Here is a 25188-nt window from a genome sequence, read left to right as displayed (position 1 = left end):
CCGCTTCACTCTCTTCCTTCGTTTTTACGGGCTTGGCGTTCAAGTTCTTCAATTTGCTCAGGGCCGTCTTGGCCTCCGCGTGCTTGTTCTTGGCTTCCTCGTGTGCGGTCTTGGCTCCTTCTTGCGCGGTCTTGGCTTCCGCAAGAGCAGCGTCTTTTTCCGCCTTTGCAATCGTTGCTGACTGAAGCGTCTCGTCGGCGCCATCTAGGGCCGTCTTCCTGTCTTTGACCTTGGCTGCTAGGGCTGAGACCTTGTCGTCATCCATCGGCTCCAGGGAAGCCAGCTTCGCCTTGAGACTCTCGAGGTTTTTCGTGGCTTCGACCACGGGGCCATTGGCCGTTTGGATTTCCTGATCCTTCGTCTTCTTGGCGGTACGGATGTTCTCCTCGAATACGGTGGCCTTCTGACGAGCATCCGCGATGGTGAACGCCGTTTCGGCGTCCATGATCTTGTTTTTCCCCGAGCCGGCAGTTTGCTTCAGCAAAGTGATTTCGTCGTGGATGGTCGTCAACTGGGTGCCAATTTCATTTGACATGATGCGTCCGTTCTTTGTGGGTGGGAGGGGTGGGGATAGGGCCGGAGGAGGGCTGTTTCAAGCTCCAAGCATTCATTTCATGTTCGTCGGGTCGGCGGGAGGGCGCTTGGGTCGGGTGAATGGGTTTGCTACCGTTCCGTCTCCGGCAACACCAATCCCGGCAGCATCTGGTCCTGCACGGTCGTCTGGGCGAAGCGCTTGCGGTCAATGAGCAGGGTCGCGCGCGAGGCGCTGTCGTCCGTGGTGAAATCCTTCCCCTCGTAGCGCACCACCCCCTGGAAGCCGCGGCTCACCGGGTCATACCGCCACGCCACCCCCACCAGCTTGTAGCCTTCCTCCCACCGGTCCGAGGGCGAGTGCAGCACCACCTGCCCGTCCTCCACCGCCACCACCTTGCTGGCCACGCGCCGTGGGTTGCTCTCCGGCGTCTGGCGCGAGGCCTGGAACCTGAGCGTGGCCTGGCCGGGTTCGAACTGCACCTCCAGCCAGTCCGGCCCTGCCCGGACCGCCACGCACGGTGTCCCCGCGCGGATGCGCAGCACCTCGCGCTCCCGGTCGTCGATGAGCAGCAACTGCGCCTGGGGCGTGACCTCCCGTTTGTCTTCCCGCACCTCCCGGCGCAGGACGACGTCATGTGAGACGTAGTACTGCAGCCCCTTGAGCTCCCGCTCGCCAAGCGCGTACTGGTACTTGAGCGGCCAGGTGAGCGGCACCCGCTGCGTGCAGGTCGCGAGCCCCATCATCCCCGCCAGCAGTGTCAACCGCATCGCGTGTCTCAAGGGTCTTGCTCCACCCGGGCGTCAAGCTTGCGCAACGCGATGCGCAAGGGCCGCTCTGGGATGAAAGGGTAGGGCTCCAGCCCACCCCGGACGTAGCGGACGAAGAGCAGTCCCGTCGCCGGTTGCGGGCGCAGTGGACGTGTGTATTCCGGCAATTCCTGGCCAGGAATGAATTCCCAGACAATCTCGTCCAGCTTCCCATGTCCATCACGCAGGATTTGCTCGCGGGTGTCGAACCACTGGTCCGCCGTGAGGCCCCGCAGACGCTGAGTCAGGTTTGGCTCATAGACAAGCACCAGGGACAGCGCCACGGGGGTGTCATCATTGGCATCCGGGTCGATGAAGACTCGCACGGAGAGCATCCGCCGCTCGGGCTCCTTCGTAGGCGTACCATCCGCCAGTTCCACGCTCTTGGAGTACCGTCCCTGGCAGCCCCAGGCCCCGCTCAGGGCCAGCAGGCACGGTCCCAAGATCGTGAACCGCCGCGTCATCTGTATGCATTCGCGCACCATCGGGGATTGGGCCCCCGCCGGTGCGGAGGTGCTTTCAATCTCCGGTTGTCTTTGGGTGCTGTCAAATTCTCAATAAATTTCCTGGGACGTATGGGAATTTGGACAGGGGTCGGAAACGGCAATACACATATCTCCTCCCGCGAGGAGCCATCCATGCGCCGGCCCCAGGACCACCTTCCCACCTTTGAAGACATCCCCCACGCCGTGCAATGGCATGAGGGCATGCTGCTGGTCCCGCAACACTTCCAGCAGCAGGCCCTGCGCAACGAGGCACAGCTCCACTACCACCTGCGCCAGGTCTCCCCGTTTCATTGGGGGGTCAAGCGTCTGGCGTATGACCGGGGTATCCTTGAAAACAAGGGAGTCTTTCGTGTGGGTGTGCTGGAGGCAGTGATGCCAGACGGACTCGCCGTCGGTTTTGACCCGGCAATCCATGGCAGGCTCGAACTCGAACTCGACGCGACGCATAAAGCGGCGCTGGCGCAGGGCCCCCAGTGCATCTACCTCGTCCTCCTGGGTGACAAGCGTGGCGCAACCGGCTCCGAAGGCCTCAGCAGCCGGTATCAGGGGGTCCAGAGTGCACCGCTGTATGACAATGGCGGCGGGGAGCTGCCGCAGCGCATCGAGCAGCTCGTCCCCTGGCTGCGGTTGCACTTTGGTCGGCCCCGGGACGTCGACTGCGCACTGCCCCTGGTGGAACTCTCCAGGCGCGTGGAGGGGGCTCCCTTCTCGGTGAGCGACTATGTCGCGCCCCGGCTCGACGTGCCCGTGGACTCAACGCTCGGCAAGCTGTGCGGCGAGGTCTCTGGGCGCCTCTGCAAGAAGATTGATTACCTTGGCCGGGAAGCGGTTCCGGCCCGCGGCAGCGAGGTCGAGCACGAGAGGAATCAGTGGCTGCTGGCCCATCTCATCACCGGGCTGCCGGCCTACGAGGCGATATGGAGGTCTGGCCTCTGCCATCCGTTCACCGTCTACCTTGCCTTGTGCGCGTTGGCGGGCCAGGTGGCCGCGGTGGCGCGCAAGCTGCCCAACCTGCTGGACTACTACCAGCACGACGATCTCCAGGGCTGCTTCAAGGAGGTGACCCTCTTCATCCAGCAGACGTTGGAGGAGGCCGTTCCCGAGTCCTTCCTCGTCCACACGTTCCGTCAGACGCAGCAGGGCTTCGAGCTTCCCTTCCGCGAGGAGTGGTTGGATCAGCGGCTGGTGCTGGGGGTGGTGGGTCCCGAGCTTGCCTCGCCCTCGGAGGTCAAGGACTGGGTCAGGGATTGCCACGTCGGAGGCAAGGGGGAGATGCGCGCGATGCGCGACAAGCGGACCGTCGGCGTGAGGCGTGAGCCCCTGGACTTCTGCCCGGGCCTCGCGCCCTGGGGACGGATGTTGCTCTTCGAGTTCAAGCGGGAGGGGCAGGAGGACCTGCTTGCCTTCCACACCGGGAAGGAGACGGTGCTGTGCCTCGAACAGGGGGGGCCACAGGAGTCCTCCCCGGCGCAGGTCGTCCTCTTCACCGAGCGCCCGCTGGCATCGAAGAAGCCGGGCGCGGGGAGGGCCAGGTGATGCAGGCCCTCCTGCTCCACCACCGGGCGTCCCTGCTGGAGGGCGCGCGCCAGTTCCTCGCGGAGGTGTTGCGGCTGCAGGGCGAGGTCGGCGTGGCCCCTCGTGCCGGCAACCTTGGCAAGGAGGCTCCGACCCAGGGCGCCATGGAGATCAACCGGGCCCTGCGGGAGCGGCTCAACCTGCAGGCCCTGCGGCGCACGCGACGGGCGGGGGAGGAGGACCCCCAGGCCGAGAAGGTGCGCTATGCGCTGGCGGCCTTCGCCGATGAGGTCTTCCTCCACCACGTCTGGCCGGGCCAGAAGGACTGGCGCCAGGGGCTGCTCGAGCGCGACCTGTTCCACACCGGCAATGCGGGAGATCAGCTCTTCGAGGACATCCAGGAGCTGCTTGAGCGCCAGGGCTCGGCGCAGGCGGAACTCGCGGCGGTCTACCTGTTGGTGCTCTCCCTCGGATTCGAGGGCAGGTACCGGGACACGGGCAGGAAGCTGGAGTTGGAGGAGTGGCACGTCCGGCTGGCGGCGTTCGTTTCCTCGAGGGTGGAGGGAGGCCTCGACGTGGACCGCCCGGGGCGTCAGCTCTTCGCTGGGGCCTATGCCTCCTCCGTGGACATGGTGGATGGGCCCCGTCCCGAGCTTCGCCGCCTGAGCAGCCTGCGCCCCTGGTTCTTGCTGCTGCTGGCGGGGCTGGTGGCGTACGTCGTCGCGGGTCAGGTCGTCTGGTTCCATGAGACGCACTCCCTGCGCGATGCGCTCGAGCGCATCGAGAGGGCCACGCGGTGATCCTCCGGTGGCTGCTCATGGCCTTCGCCAGCCTGGTGCCGGAGGCGCTGGCCGCCCTGTGGCGCGGGGGGCGCCGTCAGCCCTCCGGGCAGAATGTGCCCGCGGAAGCACTCAAGGCCCCGGCGCCAGTCGCGTCGCTGGCGCGCGCGCCGCTCACCACCGCGCTGGAACGGCTGGAGTCCACGGGGACGGACCTCTATCAGGTGCCCTGGTGCCTGCTGGTGGGGGAGTCCGATTCGGGGCGCAGCTCGCTCCTGTCCTCGCTCACGAGCGAGCTGCCCTCCGCGCGTCCGGATGCCGAAGTGGCCAACGCGGCGGGCTGGGCATTCTGGTTCCTGGAGGGCGGGCTCGTCATCGATGTGAAGGGCGGCGTCTTCACCGAGCCATCCCAGCGCGCGCGGCTCATCTCCCATCTGGAGAAGGCCCGTCCACTGCGGCCACTCGACAGCGTGGTGCTGATGCTCCCCGCTCCGGAGCTGGTCAGCATGCGCCTGTCGTCCGAGGGGGCAGAAGCTCCCCTGACACCGGAGCTGTGGATGCGGATGGAGGAACTCCACCGGGCCCTGCGTGCGCTCAACGACGTGCTGGGAGTCTCGTGCCCCATCTACGTCGTCATCACCAAGGCGGATGAACTCACGGGCTTCCGGGAGTTCTGCCAGGCCCTGCCCGCGGAGAAGCGGGACCAGATGTTCGGTTGGTCCAATCCCCACGCCTCCCAGGAGAAGTACGACACCGGGTGGGTCCGCGGGGCCATCGACTCCGTCTACGACGAGCTGTGCGGAGTGCAGCTCGCGCTGTTCGCGCGTGGGGGGCCGGTGCTGGCGCAAGAGGCGGCGCGCTACCAGCTCTTCTCCTTCGCGGAGTCGGTGCGGCGGCTGCAGGACCCGTTGTGCGGCGTGCTGGACCGCTTCTTCAAGGGAGGCCTCTACGATCAGCCCCTCTGGTTGCGAGGCATCTATTTCTGCGGCAGCCCGACGGGGCCCGTCCGGGAGGGCGAGCGCGCCGGGCGCATCGCCTTCGCCGGGGAGCTGTTCGAGAAGAAGGTGTTCCCCGAGGGGGGCCTGGCACGGCCCTCCCTCCGGGCGCTGAAGCGCAACCGTCAGCAGGTGCGGATCCTGAAGGTCGCGGTGGGTGGGCTCCTGGTGCTCGCGAGCCTCGTCATGCTCGGGACGTGGTGGAGCCTGCGTCACGACCTGAAGCCCCTGAGCAACAGCGTCCAGGCCATCGCCCAGCGGGTGGAGGACGCCGGCCGGAAGCTGCGGCTGCGACAGCTTGAACAACTGCGTCCGGAGGCGAACCTGGAGCAGACCCACGGCGTCCTCCAGGAGATGTCCCAGATCGACGGGGTGGACCTGTCACGCCCCACGCTGCCCACCTCGCTGATGTCGGACCTGGACGACAGGTTGGGGAAGGGGATGACCCTCGCCTTCAATCGGGTGGTGCTCGAGTCCCTTCGCGTGAAGTTGGAAGCAGAGCAGGAGCAGTTGCAAGAGGAGCTGCGAAAGCAGCCGCGGTCGAAGCCCCGCGAGCCGCGGGCACCGGGCCTCGCGGTCGTGCTGGCGTCAGCCGTGGAGCCGTCGGAGGCCGTGACGGTCGAGAAGGTCGAGAAGGTCGAGTCGCTGGAACTCATGCCCGAGTTCCAGGCGCTGTGGAGACGGATCGAGGGCTTGAAGCAATACCAGCAGCACTCGGACGCGTACGCGGTGTTGAGCCGGCCCGCGGACGAACTGGCGGAGACGAAGAAGGTGGAGGCCCTGGAGAGCCTTGCGCAGCCGCTGCTCAATGCGCCCCTGCCGGCCGCCTTCCACACCCGCCCCCATCTTTATGAGCGCTGGCTGGCGCCCGCGAAGGCAAGGCCGCTGAAGGGCCTGCCCGACATGAACCTCGCGGTGCGTGAGCGGTTGGAGCTGTTGGCCGGCAAGCTCCAGGCGCGGCTGTTCGAGCCCACGCGCAACCTCCTCGAGGTGGACGCGCGTGCCGTCGAGGACCAGGTGACGCGGCTGCGGACCGCGACGGTGTCGGACCTGTCCCTGCGGTCGGTCGCCACCGCCATCCGCGAGGTGCACCATGATCTGGATCTGGAGTCGGTGAAGTGGATCTCCAGCAACGAGCTGGACCCGGCGCTGCTCAAGTTGCTGAAGCAGGTCGAGCAAACCCCCTTCCTGAACAGGGAAGAGGCGGCGCTCCTGGCCAATCACCTCCGGGACAACTGGCTGTCGGAGCTGACACATCTGCGCGGGCGGCTGCGCGACGACTACGCCGCGCTCGCCCTGGGGCCGGTGCTCATCGTCGAAGCGGGGAAGCCCATCGCGCTCGGCGAGCCCTACCTCACGCTCAAGCAGCTCCTGGAGGATCCCATCGCCAGGACGCTTTCGGAGGAGCCCAAGGGCCCGCCACCCTCGCTCGAGGGCGGACCGGTGCGCATCTTCTGGAACGAGGAGGAACTGGAGGCGGCCCTGAAGCGGGTGGAGCCCTACAACGCCTTCGTCAAGCTCGTCACCGACAAGTTCCAGCCGGAGACGGCCCAGGTGCTCTCCGCACGGGGCAAGGAGCTGTTCAGCCTCCGCGTCGGGGACCAGGTGAGCCGGGCCGTCCTCACCCAGGGCGTCCCCAAGCCCTCCTCGGCGGGTGAGCAGGCCCGGGCGGAGATCGCCGCGGAGCTCGATAACCTCAAGCGCGTCTCCGGCAAGCTGCTGGAGCTGCTCAACCTCTACAGTCAGCTTGGGCTGGACGGCGCGAGGCTGGATCTGAACCGGCTCATCGCGTTCCAGGCCGAGGGCTTGCTGCGGCGCACCGATGAGCTGTTGGAGCGGGATGCGCCCTACGCCCCGGATCCGCGGCTGGCGCGGTGGAGCGGGGAGCGGTCCTCGGCGTTGGAGGCCTTCGACGTGCCGGATGCCCAGGGGCTGGCCGCCTACCTCCAGGTACAGCGCGGCCGCGTGGGCTCCCTGGCTCGCGACCAGGCCGCCATTCCGGTGTCGCTGCTGACGGCCGTGGACGAGGGGGCCTCCCGGCCGTTGGTGGCCAAGTGGCAGCGCATCCTCAACGAGCTGGAGCGAAGGGAGAAGATGGTGCCTGGCAACTCGGTGCAGGTGCTGGAGTCGTTCATCCAGACGGACATGATGACGGCCGGCAACGACAGTTGCGCCACGGCCCGACCGCCAGCGCGCTCCGCCGACGGAGGGGACTACTTCCTGGGCCGCCTCTTCCTGCTGCGTGAAACCCTGCGCCGCCGGTGCGAGGGCTTCGAGGCGCAGGCGCTGCGGCAGGCCTACGAGAGGCTCGGCCGCGCCTTCAACGCGAAGCTCGCGGGCCGCTTCCCCTTCTCAGAGGATGTGCCTCCGGGCCCCCGGGGGGAGCTCGGGCTCGCGGACGTGCGCGCCTTCTTCCAGGAGTTCGACGCGTTCCGCGCGACCCTGGGCAACGCGGCGGATCAGGACGGCGGGTCCGCGCCCCGGCTTGCTACCGGGGCGCTCTCCCGGGAGCGGATCGCCTTCCTGGAACAACTGGAGGAGGCCCGCGCCTTCCTCCTGCCCCTGCTGCGAGAAGGCGACGGCCCGCTCTACAGCGTGAGGATGGAGCCGCGCGTCAACCGGCGCCGCGAGCTGCGCGCCAACCAGCTCATCGAGTGGCGGCTGGAGGCCGCGGGCCAGCGCGTGGCGATGAAGCCCGAGCCCTGGCAGCCGGAGACGCCGCTGCTCGTCGTGTTCCGCTGGGCGAAGGACGGCCCTTCGGCGCCCCTTCCCGATGAGGGGACGACGGGAGCCCGGCTGCTCGCGCCCGACACGCTCGGCTTCCGCTACGAGGGCCCCTGGTCCCTGATCCGCCTGCTGCGCGCCCACCAGACGCCGCGCGGTGAACTGGAAGGCCGCCGGGACTCGCAGCCCCACACACTGCGCTTCCTCATGCGGGGCCAGTCCCGGCCGCGGGGCGGGGAAGACGCGAGCACGCCGGCCGCCGAGGACGTGCGGGCCTTCCTCCGGGTGGAGGTGCTTGGCCCCGATGGAAGAAGTTCCCTGTTCGCACCGCGCGCGTGGCCGGTGCGCGCGCCCGTGTCGGACGAAGCCGCTGAACAGCGACGCGTGACCCAGCGCGGACAGGCCCTTCCATGAGCCCCCCGGACCCTTCCTTCCCCGTCGACCTGGAAGCCCTGCTCGCCCCCATCTCCGTGGACAGGCCCGGGGGCGAGAACCTGCGCTACGAGGGCACGCACGACCGCATCCAGGAGGCGCGCCGCGAGGAGGATGCCTCGCTGCCCCAGGGCGTGTGGAAGACCACGCCCAAGCGGGCCGAATGGCGACAGGTGGAGTCGCTGTGCCAGGAAGCGCTGCGCACGCGCTCAAAGGACCTGCGCATCGCGGGGTGGCTGCTGGAGGCGTGGCTGGAACTGCAGGGCCTTCGTGGCCTGGAGGTGGGCCTGCGGCTGATGGCGGGGCTCGTGGAGCGCTTCTGGGAGAATGCCTGGCCGGCGCTCGAGCCCGCGGATCCAACGGGCCGGCTCTCTCCCGTGGAGTGGGTGGATGACAAGCTCGCGCTCCGGCTCAAGAGCGTGCCCCTCACGCGCCCCGAGTCCCCCGAGGCAGGGGAGTTCAGCTACGCGGATTGGGAGACGGCAGTCTATCGCGAGCGGGCGCCGAAACCGAGTGGCCCCAGCAGCAAGTCCGTGGAGGCACCAGTCGGGGTGACCCAGGCGCGCTTCACCGCGTCCATGTCGCTCACGCCCGCGCCTGTCATCGCCTCGATGATCCGCGACCTGGACGCCGCGCTGGACGCGGCGGAGGGGGTGGCGCGCGGGCTCAACACCCGGCTTGGCCAGGAGCAGGGCATGCTCCTCAAGCTCAAGGCCGCGCTCACCGGGACGCGCAACCTCATCCAGTCGCTGCGCGGTCCGGTGGCGGCTTCCGCGATGGCGACGGCCGGAGCAGCGCCGGAAGTGGAGGCCGCGTTGGCTCCCGTGAGCCAGCAGGGCGCAGGCCCCATCCAGAGCCGGGCCGAGGCGTACCGGCGGCTCTCCGAGGTGGCCGACTTCCTGATGCGGAGCGAGCCGCACAGCCCCACGCCCTATCTCATCAAGCGGGCCATCTCCTGGGGGGACATGCCGCTGGGCGAACTCCTCCAGGAGATCGTCCAGACACCGCAGGACCTCAAGGCCATCCAGGCCCTGCTGGGAATGCGCTGACAAAAGCAGGAAGTCTGTTTCAAGAAATTGAAAAGACATCACATTCGTCTATTTTTACCACGAAGTCCCTTGAGAGAGGTGCGGAAATGGCAGTTTCCCTGGACAGTGGGCAGCACTGGCTTGATCGCAACCGCCCGCCACGCGTGCAAATCACCTATGATCTGGAAACCGCTGGCGCGATCGAGAAGAAGGAGTTGCCGCTCGTGGTCGGGATCCTCGCCGACCTCTGCGTGCAGAAGAAGGAGGGGGTCGGCGCCCTTCCGCCGCTCAAGGAACGCAAGTTCGTCCAGATCGACCGCGACAACTTCAATGACCTGCTCAAAAAAATCGGTCCGAAGTTGAAGATAAAGATCGCGAACAAGATCGAGGTGCCGTCAAAGGATGGCAAGTTCGTGCCGGCTCCGCTCTCGATGGAGATGGATTTCTCCCACATCGATGACTTCCGCCCCGCATCCGTGGTGAAGAATGCCAGCTTTGGAGGCAGGCCCCTGCTGAAGGAGCTGCGCGACCAGCGCCAGCGATTGGTGAACCTCGTCGCGAAGCTCGACGGCAACGACAAGCTCGCTGACGCCATCGATGGCTTGAAGAAGCAGATCGACAAGGTCGCGGGCAAGCCGGATGAAATCGCGAAGCAGAAGGAGGTCGTGATCAAGCAGCTGGAGGACCTCCTGAACTATCAGTGCCAACTGGCCAGCCAGCCATCCGCGTCGGATCCGACGCCCCCCAACCCGCTCCCTCCTCCTCCTACCCCTCCCAAGCTCGACGAGCCCTTCAAGACGGTCGTGGAGAAGATGGCGAGTGGTCGCATCGTGCGGGACCTGAAGGACAAGGTGCAGTTCACGGAACAACTCGAAGGCGCGAAGGGGATGGTCCGGACGTTCGTGGAGCATTTCCTGGAGGATGCGAAGTACACGACCGAGCATGCCGAACTGAGGCAGAACGAGCAGTTGAAGTACGACCTCAAGAACGACGAGCAGAAGAAGAAGTGGGAGACCTATGAAAAGGACTCCGACCAGAAGGTCCAGAGCGACATGGTGGCGATGCTCAGCCACCGAATCGCGCTCATCGACCTGCGCATGGGCCATCAGCTCGATGAAATCCTCCACCATCCGGATTTTCAGCAGCTCGAGGCCTCCTGGCGCGGACTGCACTATCTGGTCATGCGTTCGGAGACCGGTCCGCTGTTGAAGCTGCGCGTGCTGAACGTCAGCCAGAACGACTTGCTGGAAGACCTGGACCGGGCCTCCGACTTCGATCAGAGCACGCTCTTCAAGAAGGTCTACGAGGAGGAGTACGGCACCTTCGGTGGCAATCCCTTCAGCCTGCTCCTGGGGGACTTCCAGTTCACCAACCATCCCCAGCACATCAAGCTGTTGCAGTTGATCTCCAACGTGGCCGCCGCCGCGCATGCCCCCTTCATCGCCGCGGCCACCCCGGCCCTTTTCGGGCTGGAGGACTTCACCGCGCTGGATGCCCCGCGAGACCTGTCGAAGGTCTTCGAAAGCTCGGAGTACATCGCCTGGCGCTCCTTCCGGGGCTCAGAGGACTCGCGCTACGTCACCCTCACGCTGCCACGCTTCCTGTTGCGCCTGCCCTACGGCCGCGAAACCGTCCCGGTGGATGAGTTCGATTACAATGAGGACGCTTCCAAGGCGTTGGACCCGAAGGAGAAGGACCGCTTCAAGGCCCCCGAGGAGAAGTACAGCCACCACGCCTACCTGTGGGGCAACCCGGCCTATGCGCTGGGGGCTCGCATCACCGCCTCCTTCGCCCTCTATGGCTGGTGTGCCGCCATTCGTGGCGTGGAGAACGGCGGACAGGTCGAGAACCTGCCCCTGCACTTCTTCAAGTCCGCGGACGGTGAGCGGGTGGTCAAGATCCCCACGGAGTCATCCATCACCGACCGCCGCGAAAAGGAACTGAGCGACCTGGGCTTCCTGGCCCTGTGCTACCGCAAGGAAGACAACCGCGCTGTCTTCTTCGGCTCGCAGACGGTGCAGAAGCCCCGTGTCTTCGACACCCCGCAGGCCACCGCCAACGCCAGCATCTCCTCGCAGTTGCCCTACATGCTCGCCGCCTCCCGCTTCGCGCACTATCTCAAGGTCCTCATGCGCGACAAGATTGGCAGCTACATGACCAAGGATGGCGCCGCCGTCTACCTGAATCGGTGGATCAGCGCGTACGTGCAGCTCAATGACGAGGCCGCCGCGGACATCAAGGCCCGCCAGCCGCTGCGCGAGGCTCGCATCGACGTGTTCGACATCCCTGGCAAGCCCGGCAGTTACCGCTCCGTCGTCTTCCTTCGGCCGCACTTCCAGCTCAATGAGCTGACCGCCTCCATCCGCCTGGTGGCCGAGCTGCCCAAGCCGGCCGCCTAGTCCTCCGCTTCCAGGCACGTCAAGGAATAGTCAGACATGCAAAACATCTATTTGAAGTTCGAAGGCGCGGACACCCTCAAGGGCGAGTCCACCACCACCGAGGGCAAGGATCAGATCGAGATCCTGTCCTTCAGCCATGGCGTGTCCATGCCCCTGTCCGCCGGCGAGGCATCCAACACCAGCCGCCTCCATGGCCGGTGCAACCACCAGGACTTCACGGCGACGAAGTACGTGGATCAGACCACGCCCATGCTCAACCAGTACTGCAGCGGCGGAAACAACATCCAGAAGGCCACCATCACCGTCTACCAGGCCAGCGAGAGTGGCGCGGACAGCGCGCCCATCGCCTTCTACACCTTCACGCTGGAGAATGTGATCATCTCCTCGGTGTCGGTGGGCGCGGGCGGCGGTGACCTGCCCATCGAGACGGTGACGCTCAACTACACGAAGGTCACCTGGGCCTACAAAATCCAGAAGCAGGAGTCGCCGGGCACAGCCGAGTCGGGTGACAAGACGGCGAGCTGGAACCTGAGCACCAACAAGGCCGCCTGAGGTCCCCCATGGCGGAGCGCGAGAAGGAGGCGCCGGTCTCCCCGGCGCTGTTGTTCGACCGGCTCGGGGACCACGAGCCGTGGCAGTCGCGCGAGGTCCGACCGCCGCGGGTCCTGAGCCGCGAGGAGCTGGAGCTGTCCGTGCGGATGGAGGTGCAGCAGTTGCTCAACACCCGCTGCTACCTCACCGTGGCCCAGGCCGAGGCGCTCGGAGCCTCCGAGCGCTCGGTGGTGGATTATGGCGTCCCCGAGATGCAGTGGATGAACCCCGCGTCGAAAGAGGATCAGGTGCGCCTGGAGAAGGTGCTTTCCCGGACCCTGGCCGCCTTCGAACCGAGGCTGCGCCAGCCACGGGCTTGCGTGGCGTCCTTCGACTCCGAGCAGCGCATGCTGAGGGTGACCGTCTCGGCGTCCCTGGTCGTCGACCGGCTCGCCGAGCCGGTCTCCTTCCAGGTGAAGGTGGATCTGCAGGGAGGTGGCCATGAGCGCGAATGACCGGATGTTGGAAGCCTACCGGGGGGAGTTGAGCTACCTGCGACGGATGGGCGCCCGTTTCGCCAGGGATCATCCCAAGGTGGCGGCGCGGTTGTCGCTTTCGCCCGAGCAGGTGGTGGATCCCCACGTCGAACGTCTGCTGGAGTCCTTCGCCTTCCTCACCGCTCGGGTGCGGCAGGACTTCGAGGATGAACTGCCCGAAGTCACCGCCCACCTGTTGGGGTTGCTCGCGCCGCACCTCGTCCAGCCGGTGCCCTCCTGCTCCATCGCGCACTTCGAGGTGGACCCGAAGCAGAAGCCGCCGCCTGCGGGCCTGCACCTGGAGCGGCACACGCGCCTGTACGCCGAGACGGGGGAAGGGCACCAGTGCAGCTTTCGCACCGCCTATCCCGTCACCCTCTGGCCCCTCGTGGTAGAGGCGGTGACGCAGGAGTCCACCAGCCGCCACGCGTTCCTGGACTCACGGAGCGACGTGGTGACGGTGCTGCGCGTGAGGCTGAAGGCGCAGGGCGCTGCCTTCTCGAAGATGGACCTGGCGCGGCTCCCGTTGCACCTGGGGGATGAACGGGACTCGGCCCACTCCTTGTTCGAGCTGCTCGCGTGCAACCTCCTGGGGGTGGTGCTCGTTCCGGATCCGGATGAGAAGAAGAAGGGGCCCATCCACCTGTCCGCCGACGCCCTGCGCTTCATGGGCTTCGAGCGGGAGGAGGCACTGCTGCCCGCCCATCCCAACACCCACGCCGGCCACCGGCTGTTGCAGGAGTTCTTCGCCTTCCCGGAGAAGTTCCACTTCGTTGAGCTCGACCTGGGTCGCCAGAACGTCCAGGCCGCCGAGCATGTGCTGGACATCCTCTTCCTGCTGGACCGGACGCCTCCCGCGAGGCTGAAGCTCACCCGGAACGCCCTGCGCACCGGGTGCACCCCCATCGTCAATCTCTTTCCCAAGGTCTCCGAACCCATCCGGCTGGACCACCGCCGCACCGAATACCCGCTCGTGCCGGATCACCACCGCGAGCGGACCCTGGAGATCCACTCCATCGTCTCGGTGTCCGCCTCGACGTTGGAAACGGATCGCGCGCGGCGGGTGGATCCCTTCTTTTCCTACCGACACCCGGTGGGAGAGGCGAGCCCGGTGGCCTGCTGGTCCGCGCGGCGGCAGGCCACGGGCCGGGCTGACCTGCCGGGGACGGAGCTGTACCTGTCCTTCCTGGACCTGGACTTCCATCCAAGCCAGCCGGCACATCAGGTCCTGTTCGCGCACACGCTGTGCACCAACCGCCGGCTTGCCGAGCAGTTGCGCGAAGGAGACAGGCTGCAGATGGAGGAGGGCGCGGCGCTGCGGGGCATCTCGTTGCTCAGGGCCCCGACACCGCAGCTCGATCCGCCGCTGGGTGGCTCCTCCCTGTGGCGCCTGGTGTCGATGCTCTCCCTCAACCACCTTTCACTCACGCAGGGGAAGGATGCGCTGGCCGCGCTCCAGGAGATCCTCCGGCTGCACGACTTCACGGAGCATGGCTCGGGAGAGCCACTGACCCGGGGCCTCACGGGCCTGTCCTGTCGTGAGGCGGTGGCGCGTCTTCCGTGGGCGGGCTGGCGCGGCTTCTGTCGGGGGCAGGAGGTGACGCTGGAGTTCGATGAGGACCTGTACCAGGGCTCCAGCGCGGTGCTGCTGGGCGCGGTGCTCAGCCACTTCCTGGGGCTGTACGCGGCAGTGAACTCCTTCACCCGGCTGGTGATGAAGCGCAAGGGTGAGGCCTCGAACAAGGTGTGGAAGCGATGGCCGGCAAGGGCTGGGGAACAGATTGTCCCGTAGTCGAGGAGCTTCACGAACAGCCGCGGCAGTTCAGCTTCATCCAGGCGGTGCGCCTGCTGGAGCTGTCGAACCCTCGGGCCCCTCGCGTGGGGGAGGGCACCGACCCCGACACGGAGCCGGTGCGGCTGTGCGCCTCGGCGGACATGGCCTTCTCCTCCAGTGACGTGGTGGCGCTGAAGCCCCAGCGTCTTGACCCCGTGACAGGCAAGGCGCTGCCACCGGAGCTGACGGTGGGTTCGCTGAGCCTGATGGGCGCCCGGGGGGCCCTGCCGTTACCCATGGCCCAGTGGATCCGCGACCGGGAGCGGCGGGGCGACGTGGGCCCCCGCAATTTCCTGGACCTCTTCCATCACCGGCTGCTCGCACTGCGTTACCGGGCGAAGGTGGCGCGGCGAGTGGCGCTGGATCCGCGTCCCCCCGAACAGCATCTGGTGGCCTCGTGGCTCTTCGCGCTCCTGGGGCTCGGGACGCCGGGCCTGCGCGAGCGGAACCCCACGTTGCCGTCGCGGGTGCTGCTGCGGTACGCGGGCGCGCTGGCGCGGCGTCCCCGCTCGATGGCCACCCTGGAGGCCGTGCTGCGCGACTACTTCAGCGTGGAGGTGAAGGGCCACGCCTTCGAAGGGGCCTGGCTTGCCTTGGACGCGGAGCAGCAGACGCGGCTGGGGCAATCGGGGCGCAACCAGCGGATGGGGGAGGCGGTGCTGGGCCAGCGCGTGTGGGACTGGCAGGCCCGCTTCCGCCTCACCCTGGGACCCCTGCGCCAGGGGCAGCTGGAGGACTTCCTGCCCCACGGTCGGGGGCTTGAAGTGCTCCGCGAATTGGTCCGCTTCGTGGTGGGCCCCTCCATGGACTTCCACCTGGAGCTGTGGGTGAAGCCCGAGGAGGTGCCCAGGGCCCGGCTGGGCCAGGCGCGCCTGGGATGGAACGCGTGGCTGCCCGCCCCCGGGCGCGAGGAAGCAGGCCGGGTGACCCTGTCGACGCGCTTCACGCGTGCCGCGGCCCCGGAAGGGAGGGCACCGTGAGCCGGGAAGGCTTCTCCCAGGACGCGCTCTATCTCTCGTTCTCCAGCCCCGCGGGCCAGGACGTGCTGCGGCTGCACGCCTTCCACGGCGAGGAGCACCTGTCCGCGCCCTTCCACGTCACCGTGGAGCTGCGCTCGTCGGATGCGGAGGTGGACTTCTCCCAGCTCGTGGGCAAGGGCGCCGCCATCACCCTGAACCTCACGGACGGCACCCGGCGCTGCCTGCACGGCATCATCACGCGCTTCGTCCAGGCGGGCACCCTCCAGGACTTCACCACCTACTACGCCGAGCTGCGCCCCTGGCTGTGGCTGCTCACGCTCACCCGCGACAGCCGCATCTTCCAGGACATGACCGTGCCGGAGATCCTGGAGAAGGTCTTCAAGGATCTGGGGCTCACGGACTACCAGCTCTCGCTCAAGGGGGCGTACGCGGCGCGCGAGTACTGCGTGCAGTACCAGGAGAGCGCCTTCGCCTTCGTCTCGCGGTTGATGGAGGACGAGGGCATCTTCTACTTCTTCGAGCACACCGATTCGAAGCACACGCTGGTGCTCGCGGATGACGCCAGTGCTCATGTCGCGACGCCCGGGCTGACGCAGGCGCAGGTGGGGCGCACCACACCGCTGGTGATGGCGGAGGACGTCATCGAGTCCTGCACGCTGGAGCAACAGGTGACGTCCAATGCCTACCAGCTCGCCGACTTCAACTTCGAGACGCCAGCCACGAAGCTCAAGTCCGAGGTGTCCGGAAGCACGCCGAAGCTCAAGGTGTACGAGTACCCGGGCGGCTTCACGAAGCAGGACGCGGGGGATGCGCGCGTGAAGCGGCGGCTGGAGGCGCGCACGCAGCCGGTGAAGAGCCTGCGCGGCCAGGGACGTGTCCGCGCCCTCATCCCAGGCTTCAAGTTCAAAGTGGCTGGCCACGAGCGAGCGGATGTGAATGGAGACTATGTGGCGCGGTGGCTGTCGCATTCAGCAACCGCCGAGCGCTACGCCAACAGCTTCGAGGCCTTCCCGGCGGACGCCAGCTTCCGCTCGCCGGTGAAGACACCCCGCCCGCGCATCTCCGGAGCGCAGACGGCCATCGTGGTGGGCAAGGGCACCGAGGAGATCTGGACGGATAGATACGGTCGCGTGAAGGTGCAGTTCCACTGGGATCAAGAGGGCAAGCAGGACGAGAACAGCTCGTGCTGGGTCCGCGTGGCGCAGGGCTGGGCGGGCAAGGCCTGGGGCAGCCTGTTCCTGCCTCGCGTGGGACAGGAGGTCCTGGTCACCTTCCTGGAGGGAGACCCGGACCGCCCCCTCGTCAGCGGCGCCATCTACAACGGCGAGCAGGTCGTCCCCTACACCCTGCCCGACGAAGCAACGAAGAGCACCCTCAAGAGCAATTCCTCCAAGGGGGGGGCGGGCTTCAACGAGATCCGCTTCGAGGACAAGGCGGACGCGGAAGAACTCTACATCCACGCCCAGAAGGACATGACGCTGGAGGTGGGCAATGATCGCGTCACCACCATCAAGAACCAGCGCACCACGACGATCCAGGAGGCGGACGACACGTTGGTGGTGGAGAAGGGCAAGCGCGTCATCCAGGTCAAGCAGGGCGATGAAACCCACGAGGTGAAAGGCAAGCGCGACGTGGAGGTCACCGGCGATGAGACCCACACCAACAAAGCGAACTTCGATCAGCAGGTCACGGGCGACTACACGTTGAAGGTGTCGGGGAACCTGACCATCGACGTGGGAGGGAGTGTCACCTTCAAGGCCGGCGCCTCGTTCTTGAGCCAGGCGGGGACGGAGCTGACAAACAAGGCCGGCACGGAGCTGACGAACCAGGCAGGCACCCACCTCACCAACAAGGCGAGCATGGAACTGCTGAACCAGGCGGGCACCCAGCTCACCAACAAGGCGGGCGTGTCGATGACGAACAAGGCGAGCGTGTCGATGACCAACGACGGAGGCGTGTCGCTGGAGCACAAGGCCTCGGCCTCGCAGACGGTGGACGGTGGCGGCATGCTCACGCTCAAGGGCGGCCTGGTGAAGATCAACTGAGGGGCGAGCATGAATCGCGGCGCCGAGCAGAAGCCAGGAGAAGTCAGGCCTCCGGGGCAGGAGGGACAGGGAGCGCGCTACACCACCTTCACGCGCGGCGAGGACGGCAAGGCCCTCCTCCAGGTGACGGAGCTGCGGGGGGACAAGCTGCACGGCGACTCGGTGTTGCTGTCGCCGCAGGGGCAGGAGGTGCAACGGGCCTCGTTCTACGACGGGGTGCTGGACGGTGAGGTGGTGCGCAACGGCGAAGACGGGCAGGTGGTGCTTCGCCAGCACTATCAGGAAGGCAAACTCCACGGGGAGATGCTCGTGTATTCCATGGGCAAGGTGCGGCTGAGGCAGACGTATGCCTTTGGCCTGCTGGAGGGGCCGATGCTCGTCTACTCGGAGACGGGGAGGGTGGGGGTGGAGGTTCCCTTCAAGAGCGGAAAGCGCCAGGGAGATGCGAAGTACTTCACCCCCGAGGGTCTACTCTTCCGGTGCGAGCCGTACGTGGACGACAAGCTGCACGGCGAGGTGTTCGAGTACGACGAGCGGGGGGCGGTGCGAAAGCGCACGGTGTTCCAGGCTGGAGCCCAGAAGGATTCCCCCGTGCTGTTCGACGAACGAGGACGGGAGACGAAGAAGTCCCGCGAACCGCCCTTCATCGTGAAGTTGGCGAAGCTGCTGCGAAAGCCGTTGGGAGGCTAGGCCATGGGACAGCAGGTGTGCATGGGCGCGATGATGCAATGCAGCTTCGGCGTGGCGCCAGGTCCGCTGGTCGTGCTGCCGACGAACCGGGTCCTGGTGGGCGGACCGCCCGCAGCGACAATCATGGACCACGCGCCCCTCGTGAACATCCCTCCGTTCGTGATGTGCACGTCCCCCTCCAACCCGACGGTCGCAGCGGCGACCGCCGCCGCCATGGGCGTGCTGGTCCCCATGCCCTGCATCCCGGTGACGTCAGCCCCATGGGTTGTCGGAGCGCCCACGGTGTTCATTGGGAACATGCCCGCGCTCAACAACTCATCGAAGTTGATGTGCAACTGGGGCGGGGTGATTCAAATCACCACCCCGGGTCAGTTCACCACCGAGGTTCCGTGACAACGGAGAGCTCGATCCGGGGTCACCCTCCCCGTAGGGCCTCCCGGCGTCCACTGGCCGCGACCCCGCGCGTGCCCCGGTTGAAGCCCGCTCCCCCCTGCGCTACACCGCTCCCCAGTCGCTAGGGGCGCCTCCGGAAGGGGGCTGAGACGGTCGCGTTTCCGCGTCCGACCCTTTGAACCTGAACCGGTTAATACCGGCGGAGGGAAGCGGTGTGGGCGCTCCATGCCCCCGTCCGTCTCCCGTCCGTCGTCACGAGGAGCCGTCCGATGAGTGGAGCGTCCAAGAGCCTGAAGGTCGACGGGAAGGTGCTGGAGGGGATCAGCCGCGGCCCGCTTCCCGCCTCCCAGAAGGTCTACGTGTCCGGGACCCTGCACCCCGACATCCGCGTCCCCCTGCGCGAAATCGCCCAGACGCCCACCCGCCACCACGGCCCCGCGGGCTCCGGCCCGGAGACGGCCAACCCCCCCGTCCACGTCTACGACTCCAGCGGTCCGTACACCGACCCCGCGGCGGAAATCGACCTGCGCCGGGGCCTGCCTGCCCTGCGTGAGAGCTGGATCCACGCCCGCGCGGACACCCAGGAGCTGGCCGGCATCACCTCCGAGTACGGCCGCGCCCGCGAAGCGGACCCGCGCCTGGCCGGACTGCGCTTCAACCACATCCGCAAGCCCCGCGTCGCGAAGGCCGGGAGCAACGTCAGCCAGATGCACTACGCCCGCAAGGGCATCATCACGCCGGAGATGGAATACGTCGCCGTGCGCGAGAACCAGAAGCTGCACGCGTCGCTCGCCGCCCAGCACCCCGGCAACTCCTTCGGCGCCGCCATCCCGCGCGTCATCACCCCGGAGTTCGTGCGCGATGAGATTGCCCGGGGCCGCGCCATCATCCCCGCCAACATCAACCACCCGGAGCTGGAGCCGATGATCATCGGCCGCAACTTCCTGGTGAAGATCAACGCCAACATCGGCAACTCCGCCGTCACGTCCTCCATCGAGGAGGAGGTGGAGAAGATGGTCTGGTCCATCCGCTGGGGCGCGGACACCGTCATGGACCTGTCCACCGGCCGCAACATCCACGAGACGCGCGAGTGGATCCTCCGCAACGCGCCCGTGCCCATCGGCACCGTGCCCATCTACCAGGCCCTGGAGAAGGTCAACGGCAAGGCCGAGGAGCTCACCTGGGACATCTTCCGCGACACGCTCATCGAGCAGGCGGAGCAGGGCGTGGACTACTTCACCATCCACGCGGGCGTGCGCCTCCAGTACGTCCCGCTCACCGCGAAGCGCCTCACCGGCATCGTCAGCCGCGGCGGCTCCATCCTCGCCAAGTGGTGCCTCGCGCACCACCGGGAGAACTTCCTCTACACGCACTTCGAGGAGATCTGCGAGATCATGAAGGCGTACGACGTCAGCTTCAGCCTGGGAGACGGCCTGCGCCCCGGCTCCATCGCCGACGCCAACGACGCCGCGCAGTTCGGGGAACTGGAGACGCTGGGCGAGCTGACCAAGGTCGCCTGGAAGCACGACGTGCAGGTGATGATCGAAGGCCCCGGCCACGTCCCCATGCACCTCATCCAGGAGAACATGACGAAGCAGCTCGCCGTGTGCCACGAGGCGCCCTTCTACACGCTGGGGCCCCTCACCACGGACATCGCCCCGGGATACGATCACTTCACCAGTGGCATTGGCGCGGCGATGATCGGCTGGTTCGGCACGGCGATGCTCTGCTACGTGACGCCCAAGGAGCACCTGGGCCTGCCCAACCGCGATGACGTGAAGGAAGGCGTCATCACGTACAAGATCGCCGCCCACGCCGCGGACCTGGCCAAGGGGCACCCGGGCGCCCAGGCGCGCGACAACGCCCTGTCCAAGGCGCGCTTCGAATTCCGCTGGGAGGATCAGTTCAACCTGTCACTGGACCCCGAGCGCGCCCGCGCCTTCCACGACGAGACGCTGCCCGCCGAAGGGGCCAAGGTCGCCCACTTCTGCTCCATGTGCGGCCCGCACTTCTGCTCCATGAAGATCACCCAGGAAGTGCGCGACTACGCCGACAAGGTGGGCGTCAACGAGGTCCAGGCGCTGGAGACGGGCATGAAGGAGAAGCGCGAGGAATTCAAGAAGGCGGGCAGCGAGCTGTACCGCTGAAGCCTCCAGGCGGGCGGGGGCCTCCTTGGGGGTCCCCGTCCACTGGATGACAGGCACCGACACGGCGTGCCATGGTGCGAGGCTTCCGGGCGCATCCCGTCGCGCCCCGTTCATTTTTGGAGGGCGTTTCATGGACCCACAGCAGCGCGAAGATCAGCAGTTCGGCTCGTTCATCACCGGCTCCCCCACGGCGAGCACGGATGAGAAGACGATGGGGATGTTGGCGCACCTGGGCTCCATCGCCGGCATCGTGGTGGGCGCGGGCTTCCTGGGCTGGGCGGTGCCGCTGTTCCTGATGCTGACGAAGGGCAAGGAGTCCTCCTTCGTCCGCGCGCACGCGGTGGAGTCGCTCAACTTCCAGATCACCACCTTCATCGCGATGACGGTGTCCGCCGTCCTGATGTGCGTGGGCATCGGCTTCCTGCTGGCGCCCATCGTGGCGATCGGCTCCATCGTGTTCACCATCATCGCGGGCCTGAAGGCCAACGACGGCGAGCTCTACCGCTACCCCGTCAACCTGCGACTGGTGAAGTAGCCGTCAGCCGCCAATGCCCATCATGGGCAGGAGCGTGGCGCCGTTTCCGGCCTCCGTGAAACGGTGCCCCTCCGGCTTGTCCCCCAGCGCGCGGCGCACGGCCATGGCCAGCTCCGCGTCGGTGGCCCCGCCCCGGATGAGCTGGTGCAGCGGCGCCTGCGCCCGGCCGCCCAGGCAACTGCGCAGGTCCCCGTTGGACGCCACCCGCACCCGGTTGCACCCGCCACAGAAGTTCTGCGTCAGCGGGGAGATGAAGCCCACCCGTCCACCCGCCGTGCGCCAGTAGCGCGCCGGCCCGGAGGTGGGCGAAGCGGCGTCCTCCGGCGGCTCCTCGGTGAGCTGCCGCCCGCTGGACGCCAGCCGCTCCAGCAGCTCCGCGGTGGGCACCGGCGTGCCCTGGCCAAAGGGCATCAGCTCGATGAAGCGCGGGGTGATGCCGCGCGCGTGCGCGAAGTCCACCAGCGCGGGCACCTCCCCATCGTTGATGCCGCGCATCACCACGACGTTGAGCTTCAGCGACTGGAAGCCCGCCGCCGCCGCCGCGTCGATGCCGCGCAGCAGCGCGTCGAAGTCGCCCTGCTTGGAGATGCGCCGGAACGTCTCCGGCGACAGCGTGTCCAGGCTCAGGTTGAGCTGGGTGACGCCCGCCTCGCGCAGGGGCGCGGCCAGGGACTCCAGGCGGCTGGCGTTGGTGGTGATGGCCAGGTGCTGGATGCCCGGGACGGCGGCGAGCCTCCGGGCGATCTCCTGGATGTCCGGCCGGATGAGGGGCTCGCCCCCGGTGAGGCGCACGCGGCGGATGCCCATGCGCGCGAACACGGAGACGATGCGCTCGAACTCCGCCGCGTCCAGCAGGTCCTTCTTGCCGCCCCAGGACGCCGGGGAGCAGTAGGTGCAGCGGAAGTTGCAGCGGTCCGTGATGCTCAGCCGCAGGTACGTCATGCAGCGCCCCTGTGCGTCGAGCAGCGGAGGGGCGAGCGGATTGGTGGCGGGCAGGGGGGCGATCATCACGGGGCCTTCCGCCTTCATAACAACCCGCCCCGGGAAATCATCGCTCCCCTTGGGGGGCCCTCAACCTTCGGTGCCCGACGCTGAACGGATCGCGATGGGCGCCGCCACATGGGCCGGGGCCGCGTTCGAGGCGGGGCCCACCGGCGGCGAATCCGCTTCGTCATCCAGGTCGGTGAGGCGCGCCAGCTCCGTCTCCGCCTCAGCGGCGTCGGCGGCGGCCTGCAGCGGGTTGAGCTTCTTCTCCGCCATCTCCTTCTTGATGCGGATGAGCCCCTCCTCGCCGATGTCCAGGAACGCCTTCACCACGTCCGGATCGAACTGGGTGTTGGCGCAGCGTTTGATCTCCTGGATGGCGTTGGCGAACGTCGTGCCCTTGCGGTACGGCCGGTCGCTCGTCATCGCGTCCAGCGTGTCCGCCACCGCGAAGATGCGCGCGCCGATGTGGATCTCATTGCGCTGGAGGTTGCGCGGGTAGCCCGCGCCGTCGAACCGCTCCTGGTGCGACAGGACGATGTCCGCCGGGGTGGAGAGGAAGGGGATGTTCTGGATCATCTGGAAGCCGATCTCCGGATGACGCCGCATCTCCAGCCACTCGTCGGGGGTGAGCTTGCCGGGCTTGAGCAGCACCGCGTCCGGCACGCCGATCTTGCCGATGTCGTGCAGGAGCGCGCCTCGGCCGATCTCCTCCATCTGCTTGCCGTGGATGCCCATGCGGCTGGCGATGGCGCTCGTGTAGCTGACCACGCGCTGCGAGTGGTCGCTCGTCTCGTGCTCGCGCGCGTCCAGCGCCGCCACCAGGGCCAGCAGCGTGTTCTGGTACGTGTTGGCGATGTTGTGCAGGGCGCTGCGAAGCTCGGCGGTGCGGTCGCGCACCTTGCCCTCGAGCTTCTTCTGGTAGCGCTTGCGCGCCATCTCGATGCGCCGCTTGGCGAGCGCCCGCTCGATGGCCCGGATGAGGTCGGTGAGCTTGGGTGGCTTGAGCAGGTAGTCCACCGCGCCCCGGCGCAGACAGTCCACCGCGGACTCGGTGTCGCCGTAGCCGGTGAGCATGATGACGGACGTGTCCGGCAGCCGCTCGCGCAGGTTCTCCAGCAGCCACAGTCCGTCGCGGCCCGGCATCTTCATGTCGCTGATGACGAGCGGCGTCTCTTCTTCGCCCGCGACATCGAGCGCCATCTCGGCGCCATTGGCCACGACGCAGTTGTAGCCCTCCTCACGGAGGAGCACGGAGATGACGTCGCGGACGGAATCGTCGTCGTCGACGATCAGGATTCGAGGCGGGGCGGGGGGGATGGCTTCCACGGCCGAAGATTCTAGAGGTTTCCGGGTCTTAAAGGCGAACGAGTGCGAGAAATTACCACCCGCCTCGCTTCCTTGGCGTCCAGGGCAGGGGGCAGGCCCTGGGGCCCCGGAGCACGTCCCGGGTCCGCGCCGGGCCGCCCGCCGCCGGGGGTAGGGCGGCGCGGGGCCCTCAGCTCCGCGTCCCGGGGCCCCGGTCATACCGGAAGGGGGCCAGGTCCACGGACGGCTTCTCGCCGAGCACCGACTGGGCGACCAGCTTGGCGGTGATGGGGGTGAGGAGGATGCCGTTGCGGAAGTGGCCGGTGGCCAGGAAGAGGCCGGGCACGGGCCCCTCGCCGATGTAGGGGAGCGCGTCCCGGGTCCACGGGCGGAAGCCGGCCCAGGTCTCCGTCACCGGGGCGCTGCCCAGCTCCGGACACAGCTCCAGCGCCATGTCGAGGATCCGCGCCAGCCCCGCCGCCGTCACCTGCTTGTCGAAGCCCACGTGCTCCATGGTGCTGCCCGCGATGATCCGCCCGTCCGCGCGCGGCACCAGGTAGCCCTTGGCGGACGTCACGATCCGCTCCAGCACGGGCAGCCGGGTCTGGAGCTGGATCATCTGGCCGCGCGCCGGGCGCACCGCCTGCGCCGCCACGCCCACGCCCTGCACCAGGGACGACCAGGAGCCCGCCGCCAGCACCACGGCGTCCGCGCGCAGCACCTCGCCATCCAGGTCCACGCCCACCGCGCGGCCCCCTTCGTGCACCACGCCGCTCACGTGGCCGCTCTTGAACGTGGTCCCCACGCGCGCGGCGGCCATGGTCAGCGCGCGCACGAGCAGCCGGTTGTCGACCTGATGATCATCCGGGAAGTGCGCGGCGCCCACGGCCTGGGGTGACAGCCGGGGCTCCAGCTCGCGCGCGCCCTGTCCGTCCAGCAGCTCCGCGCGCAGGCCCATGCCGTGCTGCCAGCCCACGGTGGACTCCACGTGGTGGTGATCCGCTTCGTCGAAGGCGACGCGCAGCAGGCCGCACGGCCGGTAGGCGATGTCCACGCCCGTCAGCTCGCGCAGCTCCGCGGCGAAGCTCCCGTAGAGGGCGCGGCTGCGCAGGCACAGCTCGAAGAAGGGGCCCGGCCCGTCGGACTCCCACTGCGGCGCGAGGATGCCGGCGGCGGCGCTGGAGGCCTCGGCGCCCGGGATGGAGCGCTCCAGCACCGTCACGCGCGCACCTGCCTGCCGCAGCCGCAGCGCGATGCCGCAGCCCATCAAGCCACCGCCCACCACCAGGACGTCCGAGGTCCGCATGGGCCGCTTGTGCTCAAGCAGGGCCGGGTTTGCAAGCCTCAAGACAGGCTCGCACCCGGGGGTGGCTTGACGGGAGGGCCTCCGGTCGTTAACCCTAGGGGCGTGCGTTCCATCTCCGTGCATCACCATCATGCGCATCATCGGCCGGCCCACGACGGGACCGTTCGCCGCGCGCATGCC

The 25188-nt window shown here is 67.6% G+C and carries 20 protein-coding genes and 1 riboswitch; of the genes, 14 read left to right on the top strand and 6 right to left on the bottom strand.

What is annotated here, in order from left to right; genetic code table 11:
• The 3 genes from OV207_RS20735 to OV207_RS20725 form a co-directional block, all read right to left on the bottom strand.
• On the bottom strand, positions 1–535 hold a 535-nt coding region (locus OV207_RS20735; RefSeq protein ID WP_267556845.1), incomplete at its 3' end, for a hypothetical protein.
• A gap of 128 nt (positions 536–663) precedes the next feature.
• Positions 664–1302, bottom strand: coding sequence for a hypothetical protein (locus tag OV207_RS20730; protein WP_267556844.1), 639 nt, complete (start codon positions 1300–1302; stop codon positions 664–666).
• A gap of 8 nt (positions 1303–1310) precedes the next feature.
• On the bottom strand, positions 1311–1667 hold the full coding sequence (locus tag OV207_RS20725) for a hypothetical protein (protein WP_267556843.1): 357 nt from the start codon (positions 1665–1667) through the stop codon (positions 1311–1313).
• 312 nt (positions 1668–1979) lie between these two features.
• Between OV207_RS20725 and tssK the strand changes: the two genes are divergently transcribed.
• From tssK to OV207_RS20655, 14 genes are all read left to right on the top strand, one after another.
• Positions 1980–3383, top strand: a complete 1404-nt coding sequence (gene tssK / locus OV207_RS20720; protein WP_267556841.1) for a type VI secretion system baseplate subunit TssK — start codon at positions 1980–1982, stop codon at positions 3381–3383.
• Positions 3383–4162, top strand: a complete 780-nt coding sequence (locus tag OV207_RS20715) for a DotU family type IV/VI secretion system protein (protein ID WP_267556854.1) — start codon at positions 3383–3385, stop codon at positions 4160–4162. The genes tssK and OV207_RS20715 overlap by 1 nt, the downstream gene beginning before the upstream one ends.
• 17 nt (positions 4163–4179) lie before the next feature.
• Complete coding sequence (locus OV207_RS20710; protein WP_267556840.1) at positions 4180–8274, top strand: type VI secretion system protein; 4095 nt, start codon at positions 4180–4182, stop codon at positions 8272–8274.
• The gene (gene tssA, locus OV207_RS20705) at positions 8271–9341 is read left to right on the top strand and encodes a type VI secretion system protein TssA (RefSeq protein WP_267556839.1); all 1071 of its coding nucleotides are present in this window, start codon (positions 8271–8273) and stop codon (positions 9339–9341) included. Before OV207_RS20710 ends, tssA begins: the two co-directional genes overlap by 4 nt.
• An 86-nt stretch (positions 9342–9427) precedes the next feature.
• Positions 9428–11719 (top strand): type VI secretion system contractile sheath large subunit, encoded by a 2292-nt coding sequence (tssC, locus tag OV207_RS20700; RefSeq protein ID WP_267556838.1) that lies wholly within the window; start codon positions 9428–9430, stop codon positions 11717–11719.
• 36 nt (positions 11720–11755) lie between these two features.
• The gene (locus OV207_RS20695; RefSeq protein WP_267556837.1) at positions 11756–12271 is read left to right on the top strand and encodes an Hcp family type VI secretion system effector; all 516 of its coding nucleotides are present in this window, start codon (positions 11756–11758) and stop codon (positions 12269–12271) included.
• Positions 12272–12279: 8 nt separating this feature from the next.
• Positions 12280–12765, top strand: a complete 486-nt coding sequence (gene tssE / locus OV207_RS20690; protein ID WP_267556836.1) for a type VI secretion system baseplate subunit TssE — start codon at positions 12280–12282, stop codon at positions 12763–12765.
• The gene (tssF, locus tag OV207_RS20685; protein WP_267556835.1) at positions 12752–14578 is read left to right on the top strand and encodes a type VI secretion system baseplate subunit TssF; all 1827 of its coding nucleotides are present in this window, start codon (positions 12752–12754) and stop codon (positions 14576–14578) included. The genes tssE and tssF overlap by 14 nt, the downstream gene beginning before the upstream one ends.
• Positions 14542–15600, top strand: a complete 1059-nt coding sequence (gene tssG, locus OV207_RS20680) for a type VI secretion system baseplate subunit TssG (RefSeq protein ID WP_267556834.1) — start codon at positions 14542–14544, stop codon at positions 15598–15600. The genes tssF and tssG overlap by 37 nt, the downstream gene beginning before the upstream one ends.
• Positions 15597–17645, top strand: coding sequence for a type VI secretion system Vgr family protein (locus OV207_RS20675; protein ID WP_267556833.1), 2049 nt, complete (start codon positions 15597–15599; stop codon positions 17643–17645). Before tssG ends, OV207_RS20675 begins: the two co-directional genes overlap by 4 nt.
• Before the next feature lie 9 nt (positions 17646–17654).
• Positions 17655–18335, top strand: coding sequence for a toxin-antitoxin system YwqK family antitoxin (locus OV207_RS20670; protein WP_267556832.1), 681 nt, complete (start codon positions 17655–17657; stop codon positions 18333–18335).
• A gap of 3 nt (positions 18336–18338) precedes the next feature.
• Positions 18339–18728 (top strand): DUF4280 domain-containing protein, encoded by a 390-nt coding sequence (locus OV207_RS20665; RefSeq protein ID WP_267556831.1) that lies wholly within the window; start codon positions 18339–18341, stop codon positions 18726–18728.
• A 113-nt stretch (positions 18729–18841) separates the two neighbouring features.
• A riboswitch (TPP riboswitch) is annotated at positions 18842–18953 on the top strand.
• A 44-nt stretch (positions 18954–18997) separates the two neighbouring features.
• Complete coding sequence (gene thiC, locus OV207_RS20660) at positions 18998–20875, top strand: phosphomethylpyrimidine synthase ThiC (protein WP_267556830.1); 1878 nt, start codon at positions 18998–19000, stop codon at positions 20873–20875.
• A gap of 130 nt (positions 20876–21005) precedes the next feature.
• Positions 21006–21410, top strand: coding sequence for a DUF4870 domain-containing protein (locus OV207_RS20655; RefSeq protein WP_193348527.1), 405 nt, complete (start codon positions 21006–21008; stop codon positions 21408–21410).
• A 3-nt stretch (positions 21411–21413) separates the two neighbouring features.
• Here OV207_RS20655 and moaA read toward each other — a convergent pair whose 3' ends face one another.
• The 3 genes from moaA to thiO form a co-directional block, all read right to left on the bottom strand.
• On the bottom strand, positions 21414–22418 hold the full coding sequence (gene moaA / locus OV207_RS20650; protein ID WP_267556853.1) for a GTP 3',8-cyclase MoaA: 1005 nt from the start codon (positions 22416–22418) through the stop codon (positions 21414–21416).
• A 63-nt stretch (positions 22419–22481) separates the two neighbouring features.
• Positions 22482–23723: an HD-GYP domain-containing protein gene (locus OV207_RS20645; protein WP_267556829.1), complete on the bottom strand. Its 1242-nt coding sequence runs from the start codon at positions 23721–23723 to the stop codon at positions 22482–22484.
• Positions 23724–23892: 169 nt separating this feature from the next.
• Complete coding sequence (gene thiO, locus OV207_RS20640; RefSeq protein ID WP_193348530.1) at positions 23893–25008, bottom strand: glycine oxidase ThiO; 1116 nt, start codon at positions 25006–25008, stop codon at positions 23893–23895.
• Positions 25009–25188 lie beyond the last annotated feature (180 nt).

Source organism: Corallococcus sp. BB11-1 (assembly GCF_026626625.1).
Taxonomy (GTDB): Bacteria; Myxococcota; Myxococcia; order Myxococcales; family Myxococcaceae; genus Corallococcus; species Corallococcus soli.
Note: the sequence above shows the minus strand (reverse complement) of the source record. Positions and strands in the feature narration are given on the sequence as shown.

What these genes read in the sequence shown, in the direction of transcription:
- OV207_RS20730 (WP_267556844.1), bottom strand. Translation starts at nt 1,302, where the DNA reads ATGCGGTTGACACTGCTGGCGGGGATGATGGGGCTCGCGACCTGCACG.
- tssK (WP_267556841.1), top strand. Translation starts at nt 1,980, where the DNA reads ATGCGCCGGCCCCAGGACCACCTTCCCACCTTTGAAGACATCCCCCAC.
- OV207_RS20715 (WP_267556854.1), top strand. Translation starts at nt 3,383, where the DNA reads ATGCAGGCCCTCCTGCTCCACCACCGGGCGTCCCTGCTGGAGGGCGCG.
- OV207_RS20710 (WP_267556840.1), top strand. Translation starts at nt 4,180, where the DNA reads ATGGCCTTCGCCAGCCTGGTGCCGGAGGCGCTGGCCGCCCTGTGGCGC.
- tssA (WP_267556839.1), top strand. Translation starts at nt 8,271, where the DNA reads ATGAGCCCCCCGGACCCTTCCTTCCCCGTCGACCTGGAAGCCCTGCTC.
- tssC (WP_267556838.1), top strand. Translation starts at nt 9,428, where the DNA reads ATGGCAGTTTCCCTGGACAGTGGGCAGCACTGGCTTGATCGCAACCGC.
- OV207_RS20695 (WP_267556837.1), top strand. Translation starts at nt 11,756, where the DNA reads ATGCAAAACATCTATTTGAAGTTCGAAGGCGCGGACACCCTCAAGGGC.
- tssE (WP_267556836.1), top strand. Translation starts at nt 12,280, where the DNA reads ATGGCGGAGCGCGAGAAGGAGGCGCCGGTCTCCCCGGCGCTGTTGTTC.
- tssF (WP_267556835.1), top strand. Translation starts at nt 12,752, where the DNA reads ATGAGCGCGAATGACCGGATGTTGGAAGCCTACCGGGGGGAGTTGAGC.
- tssG (WP_267556834.1), top strand. Translation starts at nt 14,542, where the DNA reads ATGGCCGGCAAGGGCTGGGGAACAGATTGTCCCGTAGTCGAGGAGCTT.
- OV207_RS20670 (WP_267556832.1), top strand. Translation starts at nt 17,655, where the DNA reads ATGAATCGCGGCGCCGAGCAGAAGCCAGGAGAAGTCAGGCCTCCGGGG.
- OV207_RS20665 (WP_267556831.1), top strand. Translation starts at nt 18,339, where the DNA reads ATGGGACAGCAGGTGTGCATGGGCGCGATGATGCAATGCAGCTTCGGC.
- thiC (WP_267556830.1), top strand. Translation starts at nt 18,998, where the DNA reads ATGAGTGGAGCGTCCAAGAGCCTGAAGGTCGACGGGAAGGTGCTGGAG.
- OV207_RS20655 (WP_193348527.1), top strand. Translation starts at nt 21,006, where the DNA reads ATGGACCCACAGCAGCGCGAAGATCAGCAGTTCGGCTCGTTCATCACC.
- moaA (WP_267556853.1), bottom strand. Translation starts at nt 22,418, where the DNA reads ATGATCGCCCCCCTGCCCGCCACCAATCCGCTCGCCCCTCCGCTGCTC.
- thiO (WP_193348530.1), bottom strand. Translation starts at nt 25,008, where the DNA reads ATGCGGACCTCGGACGTCCTGGTGGTGGGCGGTGGCTTGATGGGCTGC.